Raw genomic sequence first — 5,039 nt, 5'->3', positions numbered from 1 at the left:
CGCCGTCGTCGCGGGCGAGGTCCGGGCCCTGGCGCTGCGCTGCGCCCAGGCGGCCAGGGACATCAACGCGCTGGTCAGGAAGACCACCCAGGACGTGCAGGCCGGCTCAAGGCGCGTCGGCGACACCGAGAAGGCCCTGCACGACATTTCCGGCTTCATCGCCCGGATCAGCGACGGCCTGAACGGCATCCTGGTGGCGGCCACGGAACAATCGGCCAGCCTGGCGGAAATCAATATCGCGGTCGGCGCCATGGACCAGACGACGCAGAAAAACGCCGCGGTCGCCGAACAATTCCGCGCGGCCTCCCGCCGCCTGACGGGCGAGGCGGAAAAACTGACCGGCCAGGTCGGCCGCTTCCGGACGCCCGGCAAGGCAAGGATGCCGGAAGGCCGCGCCGCCAACCGGATCCTGGCGAAATTCACGGCCGGATGACGTCACGATCCGGACGCGGATGATGGCTGCGTCGCCGATCCGACGACGGCCTGCGCGCCGTCCGTCAGGGCCGTACCCGCGGCCAGCGCCGCCTCCGTGACCAGAGAGGCGGACGGCACGGGCCGCGCCTGCCGGTTCATGAAGGGCCGTTCGACAAAGATATAGAACCCCAGCCCGGCCAGCCAGACGCTGGGCAGCAGCACCGCGGCGTCCGTCATCCCCATCAGCACGGGCGAGGTCGCGGGCAGCCTGTGCAGCACCACGGTCTCGATGGCCTCCATCAGCGGCACATGCACCAGATAGATCGAATAGCACATGGTCCCGGTCAGGCAGATCCACGCATTGCCGAACAGCGCCCCGCCGCGCCGCCCATACATCGCCCCGACCATGACGCAGAGGCAGGACAGCATCGACAGGGCCTGCAACGCGCTGTACAGCACCGGCGGCCGCGCCTCGGCATTGACCCGGGTCAGCGCCAGCCCGGCCAGCAGGAACAGCACGAGACCGGCGCACAGCAGCAGGTCGCACTCTCCGGCGCGCCGCCGCGCCGCCGCGCCATGGCGCTCGGCCAGGTCCGCGACGATGATCCCCATGATGAAATAGGGCAGGTGGGTCACCAGCCCGAAGCGGAATCGTCCGTCGAACCCATACAGCCCGTGGATATAGCCCAGCGTCACGACATACAGGGCCAGCACGGCAAGCGTCGATGCGATCCGTGACGCGCCCATCTTCCGGTAGATCACGATCAGCATCGGAAACAGCAGATAGAACTGGACCTCGACCTCCAAAGACCATAGCGGCGGAATGAACATCGACGGCGCGTTCCACAGCACGCCGTGGACATAGGCCATGCTGGCCACGAAACTCTCGGTCGGGGTGATCCGCCACGTGTGGTTGTGATGCAGGACGTCGAGGAAGACCGGTATGCTGCACAGCCCCAGCGCGATCAGATAGGGCGGATAGAGCCTGTGGAAGCGGCGATAATAGAACTTGCCCGGCGCCACGGGCCGCGACGGATCGCCCAGGAACGGCCGGGCAATGATCAGCCCGCTGATCATGAAGAACAGGACCACCCCGATCTCGCCATGCGGCAGCACGGCATAGAGCCGCTCCAGCCTTCCTCCCCCAGGATCGAGCAGCTCGCCATGGCGCACGATGCGCAGGCCGCCATGCCACACCAGGACGGACAGGATCGCCAGACAGCGCAACCCGTCAATCTGCGGATTATAGGCCATCCCGTCTTTGGGACGCTTGTACAGCGCCGGGATCGCCTCGATCACTCCCATTATCCGCGACATGATCTCCTCGCTTTTTGTTTTGTTTTCGAAACAGATTGGATCGTGTCAAAACGTCACCTCGAACTCTCTTGGCCGGCTGACCAGCTAACAGGATAAAAAAAACGAAATCAGGAAAAGCCCATCAGGAATGGGCGGAATGCTCCACCAGGCAGCGCGCGAACGCCTGCGGGTCGGTGGGCCGGTATACCCGGGCGTAGTCGATCTGCATCACCGCCGGGTTCAGGGTCTTGTCGATTGGCCAGCCCGACCCCAGCGCCAGGTTGATCAGGAACATGAAGGGCCGCTTATGCTCCGGCGGCGTCGGACTGCGCCAGATTTCCTTGCGGTCCAGGTAGAACACCACCCATTGCGGCGTCACCAGCGTGCCATAGGTATGGAACGCATCGACCAGCGAATTGGCCGGCACGGTGCTGAGGATCGCCGCCCCCTTGTCCCGCCCGGCCGAATGCCCGTGCCAGACATGGATCGTGGTGTGGAACTTGTCGGGAAACTGGCCGTAATACTCGATCGTATCGATTTCCACCGTCGGCAGCATCCAGCCTTTCGGCACGTCCTCGTTCAGCCAACTGCCGACCCATGTTCCCGGGCCGGGCGGCAGCTTCATGCGGGTTTCAAAATACCCGTACATCGTCATGAAGCCGTTATGGTCCGTATCCGCCGACGCCAGCATGCCCGACGACCAGTGCCCCGCCGCATCCTTGCGCGCCGCGATCGACAGGATACCGTCATGGACCGAAAAGGCCGATCCCGGGCCCGGATCGGTAAAGCGCGCATCGCCGAAATCGCCGCCCCACGGCGTATGCGCGATCCACCGGGCGCCGTTCAGCTTCCACGCCCCGAGGCGCAGGTCGTTGAATTCGTCGTCGAAGACCGGCATTTCGCCACAGAGCCGTATCGGAGAGGCCGCCGCATCGGCCGGGCGGGTCATCCATGACAGGCCGGCCGCCCAGATGATGGACGCCCCGACCGTCAGCGCCCGCACGACCGGCATGATACAAGCAGGACGAAACCCGCGCATTGCCATCCCCTTCTCGGCAAACCCGCCGGCTTTAACCCCGCATTCCCCGGCGGGTTCCGGATTTTCAAGACAAAACATGGATCTTTGCGGACCGGCCGCCATATGATCCGTCCAAAAATCCACCAGGGCACGTGATCGGCAGGTCGCCAGAAAAAGCGGCCAAGTATAGTGGCCCCGAAGTCTGAAGAATTCCTTAATCTGGACCTGAAGACATCGTGAAGGGTCCCCGGGGGAACATGACGGGGGAAACATGACAGGTTTCGACGAACCGCGCCCGGCCGGCCGCGTTCACCTGCGGTCGGCTTGCATATGACGTGCGTATGATGGAGGACCCATGTCCGGCGACGATCGGTGCGGCAATGGCCGGTTCGAAGGGCGCGCGATATTGGTGACGGGCGCGGGGCAGGGGATCGGCGCGACCACCGCCCGCCGCTTTGCCGAGGCAGGCGCGCGCGTCGCGGTCAACGACCTGCATCCCGACACGGCCCTGCGCACCATGAACGCGCTGCCCCCGGTCGCCGCCGGCCCCCACCTGGCCTTTCCGGGCAATGTCGCGGATGAACGGAATGTCAGCGCCACGATGCGCGACATGATCGCGGCGATGGGCACGATCGACGTCCTGGTATGCAATGCCGGATTCCAGATCCCCTCGCCGTCGCACGCGCTCCGGCTGCAGGATTTCAACGACGTTATGGCGGTGAATGTCGGCGGCGTCGTGCTTTACGCGCGTGAAGCCCTGGCCCATTGGACCAGGACCGGCACGGCCGGTACGATCGTCGTCGTCGGTTCGGTCCACCAGACGATACCCAAGCCCGGCTATCTGGGCTATTCCGCCAGCAAGGGGGCGGTGGCGAATATCGTGCGCACCCTGGCGCTGGAATATGCCGCCCGGGGCATTCGCATCAACGCGGTGGCCCCCGGCGCCATCGTGACCCCGATGAACGCGGCATGGACCGACGACCCGGCGCAGCGCGCGGCCGTATCGCGCCATATCCCGATGCACCGCCCGGGCGAACCGGACGAGATCGCGGACGCCATCCTCTTCCTGGCCTCGGCGCAGGCGACCTACATCACCGGCCAGACCCTGTTCGTCGATGGCGGCCTGACCCTGTACGGCGATTTTCAGGAAAACTGGTCGTCCTGATCACCCGGCATCGCCGGAAAGGCCCGATTCTCCCTACCGTTCGACCCAGCGATCCTCGTCCTTGCGATAGCGATGCTTGACCGCCGCCCAGGCCACCTTGTGGGCAATCCCCTCGCGCAACGCCCCCCGGTCGGCATAATCGGACCAGGCGCGATTGAACGCGGCGCGATAGATTTCCTGCGCATGGCGCGGCAGATGCGCGCGGACCGAATCCGGCAACGCCTCGACGGACGCATACGGCATGGCTGCTCCCCTTCCCGGCGGCATGATAGCCCCCGCCATATGGGGGCCAGGCCTTATGGGTATCAGGCCGGCCGGGCCATTCCCGCCGCGCGCGTTTACCGGCGGCCCGAACGGCGTCACACGACGCGGCGCGTCCGCCGCCTCACGGGACCTTGCGGAATTTCAGCACGAAATTATCCGCCTCGCCGATCGCCTGGTACCGCGCGCGGTCCTGCTCGCCCAGGGCCAGCGTCGGCGGCAGCGTCCAGACGCCCTTCGCCCAATGGGTCGTGTCCTTCGGGTTGGCATCGATCTCGGAATGCGAGACAAGCGCGAAGCCCGCCTTCTCGATCAGCGCGATCGCATAATCCTGCCGCACGTATCCGCTCAGCGCGCGCGGGTCCTGCGGCGCGTCGGGCCGGGCGCGATGGTCCTCGACACAGAAAATTCCGCCCGGTTTCAATGCCTTGTGTACCGCCGCGATCATCTCTTCCGCGTCGCCCTGCTTCATCCAGTTATGCAGGTTGCGGAATGTCAGCACCATGTCCACGCTGCCGGCCGGGGCGATATCGTCATGCCCCTGCGACAGCACAGTCCGCCGGATCCGGCCGAAACGGGCCGGATCGGCGTCGAACCGCTGCTGCTCGGCCTGTGGAAAGCGCGAGAACGCGCTTTCCACGTGCGTGCCATCGCCGGCGCCCATCGCAACGTAATAAACGCCCCGGTCATGCAGATAGGGCGCCAGGATTTCGGTCCAGTATCCACCGCCGGGCCAGATTTCCACGACTGTGGAACGCGGCGTGATGCCGAAGAATTCCAGTTCCTCCACCGGATGGCGCACGGCATCGCGCGCCACGAATTTCGGCGTGCGGGCCGGATCGGCGACCGCGCGGCGCAAGGCGGCATCGTCGGCCCGCGCGGCAG

General features: G+C 65.7%; 6 protein-coding genes. 2 read left to right on the top strand and 4 right to left on the bottom strand.

Going from position 1 to position 5,039, the window contains the following annotated elements:
* Positions 1-433, top strand: a 433-nt coding sequence (locus tag HUK84_RS10140; RefSeq protein WP_246285595.1) for a methyl-accepting chemotaxis protein, incomplete at its 5' end; no start/stop codon positions are given.
* A 2-nt stretch (positions 434-435) separates the two neighbouring features.
* Here the strand turns inward: HUK84_RS10140 and HUK84_RS10135 are convergent.
* Together HUK84_RS10135 and HUK84_RS10130 are read right to left on the bottom strand one after the other, a co-directional pair.
* Positions 436-1,731 carry an acyltransferase family protein gene (locus HUK84_RS10135; RefSeq protein WP_176640186.1) on the bottom strand — a complete coding sequence of 432 codons (1,296 nt, stop codon included), beginning with the start codon at positions 1,729-1,731 and terminating at the stop codon, positions 436-438.
* Positions 1,732-1,852: 121 nt separating this feature from the next.
* A complete protein-coding gene (locus HUK84_RS10130; protein ID WP_176640185.1) occupies positions 1,853-2,749 on the bottom strand; it encodes a glycoside hydrolase family 16 protein in 897 nt (298 codons plus the stop codon).
* A 334-nt stretch (positions 2,750-3,083) separates the two neighbouring features.
* Between HUK84_RS10130 and HUK84_RS10125 the strand changes: the two genes are divergently transcribed.
* Complete coding sequence (locus tag HUK84_RS10125) at positions 3,084-3,893, top strand: glucose 1-dehydrogenase (protein WP_176640184.1); 810 nt, start codon at positions 3,084-3,086, stop codon at positions 3,891-3,893.
* Between the two features lie 33 nt (positions 3,894-3,926).
* On the opposite strand, the gene HUK84_RS10120 is transcribed toward HUK84_RS10125, so the two are convergent.
* Together HUK84_RS10120 and HUK84_RS10115 are read right to left on the bottom strand one after the other, a co-directional pair.
* Positions 3,927-4,136 (bottom strand): ChaB family protein, encoded by a 210-nt coding sequence (locus HUK84_RS10120; RefSeq protein WP_176640183.1) that lies wholly within the window; start codon positions 4,134-4,136, stop codon positions 3,927-3,929.
* A 142-nt stretch (positions 4,137-4,278) separates the two neighbouring features.
* On the bottom strand, positions 4,279-5,013 hold the full coding sequence (locus tag HUK84_RS10115; RefSeq protein WP_246285596.1) for a class I SAM-dependent methyltransferase: 735 nt from the start codon (positions 5,011-5,013) through the stop codon (positions 4,279-4,281).
* Positions 5,014-5,039: the final 26 nt, after the last annotated feature.

This window comes from Nguyenibacter vanlangensis (genome assembly GCF_013376155.1).
GTDB classification, from domain to species: domain Bacteria; phylum Pseudomonadota; class Alphaproteobacteria; order Acetobacterales; family Acetobacteraceae; genus Gluconacetobacter; species Gluconacetobacter vanlangensis.
Note: the sequence above shows the minus strand (reverse complement) of the source record. Positions and strands in the feature narration are given on the sequence as shown.